Consider the following 1806-nt stretch of genomic DNA (forward strand, 5'->3'; position numbering starts at 1 on the left):
AGCGGCCTGCTGGCCCCCACCCAGCTTCACGCCAGGTGCGGACATCAGATGCTCCTTAGAAAGGAGGTGATCCAGCCGCACCTTCCGGTACGGCTACCTTGTTACGACTTAGTCCCAATCGCCAGTCCCACCTTCGACCACTCCCCCCGGAAAACCGGTTGGGCCATGAGCTTCGGGTGTTACCAACTTTCGTGACTTGACGGGCGGTGTGTACAAGGCCCGGGAACGTATTCACCGCAGCGTTGCTGATCTGCGATTACTAGCGACTCCGACTTCATGGGGTCGAGTTGCAGACCCCAATCCGAACTGAGACCGGCTTTTTGGGATTCGCTCCACCTTACGGTATCGCAGCCCTCTGTACCGGCCATTGTAGCATGCGTGAAGCCCAAGACATAAGGGGCATGATGATTTGACGTCATCCCCACCTTCCTCCGAGTTGACCCCGGCAGTCTCCCATGAGTCCCCGGCATAACCCGCTGGCAACATAGGACGAGGGTTGCGCTCGTTGCGGGACTTAACCCAACATCTCACGACACGAGCTGACGACAACCATGCACCACCTGTGCACCGACCTTGCGGGGCACCCATCTCTGAGTGTTTCCGGTGCATGTCAAGCCTTGGTAAGGTTCTTCGCGTTGCATCGAATTAATCCGCATGCTCCGCCGCTTGTGCGGGCCCCCGTCAATTCCTTTGAGTTTTAGCCTTGCGGCCGTACTCCCCAGGCGGGGCACTTAATGCGTTAGCTGCGGCACGGAACTCGTGGAATGAGCCCCACACCTAGTGCCCAACGTTTACGGCATGGACTACCAGGGTATCTAATCCTGTTCGCTCCCCATGCTTTCGCTCCTCAGCGTCAGTTGCGGCCCAGAGACCTGCCTTCGCCATCGGTGTTCCTCCTGATATCTGCGCATTCCACCGCTACACCAGGAATTCCAGTCTCCCCTACCGCACTCTAGTCTGCCCGTACCCGATGCAAGCCCGAGGTTGAGCCTCGGGATTTCACACCAGACGCGACAGACCGCCTACGAGCTCTTTACGCCCAATAATTCCGGACAACGCTTGCGCCCTACGTATTACCGCGGCTGCTGGCACGTAGTTAGCCGGCGCTTCTTCTGCAGGTACCGTCACTTGCGCTTCTTCCCTGCTGAAAGAGGTTTACAACCCGAAGGCCGTCATCCCTCACGCGGCGTCGCTGCATCAGGCTTTCGCCCATTGTGCAATATTCCCCACTGCTGCCTCCCGTAGGAGTCTGGGCCGTGTCTCAGTCCCAGTGTGGCCGGTCGCCCTCTCAGGCCGGCTACCCGTCGACGCCTTGGTAGGCCATCACCCCACCAACAAGCTGATAGGCCGCGAGCCCATCCCCCACCGAAAAACTTTCCAACACCCACCATGCGATGAGTGCTCATATCCGGTATTAGACCCCGTTTCCAAGGCTTATCCCGAAGTGGAGGGCAGGTTGCTCACGTGTTACTCACCCGTTCGCCACTGATCCACCCAGCAAGCTGGGCTTCACCGTTCGACTTGCATGTGTTAAGCACGCCGCCAGCGTTCGTCCTGAGCCAGGATCAAACTCTCCGTAAAAGAAGAGAAAACACCACGAACCCCCGAAAGAGCCCACAGCATTCAACGATACTGGCCAGACCAAGCTGAACTGCTCAGTCCGATCCAAAGAAATCCACAAAGGATCTTCAATCAATTTGGCATTGACTATCAAACACACTGTTGAGTTCTCAAACAACCGACGCACACCCACAAGACCAGAACCTTTTCCGTTCCAGCCCCGCCGGGGCAACCCCTCAAACTTAC

The 1806-nt window shown here is 57.5% G+C and carries 1 rRNA gene; it reads right to left on the bottom strand.

Annotation, left to right across the window (positions count from 1 at the left end):
• Window positions 1–59: 59 nt before the first annotated feature.
• Window positions 60–1581: ribosomal RNA gene (locus tag ACWGKI_RS20525) — 16S ribosomal RNA — on the bottom strand.
• Window positions 1582–1806 lie beyond the last annotated feature (225 nt).

Source organism: Isoptericola sp. NPDC055881 (assembly GCF_053615895.1).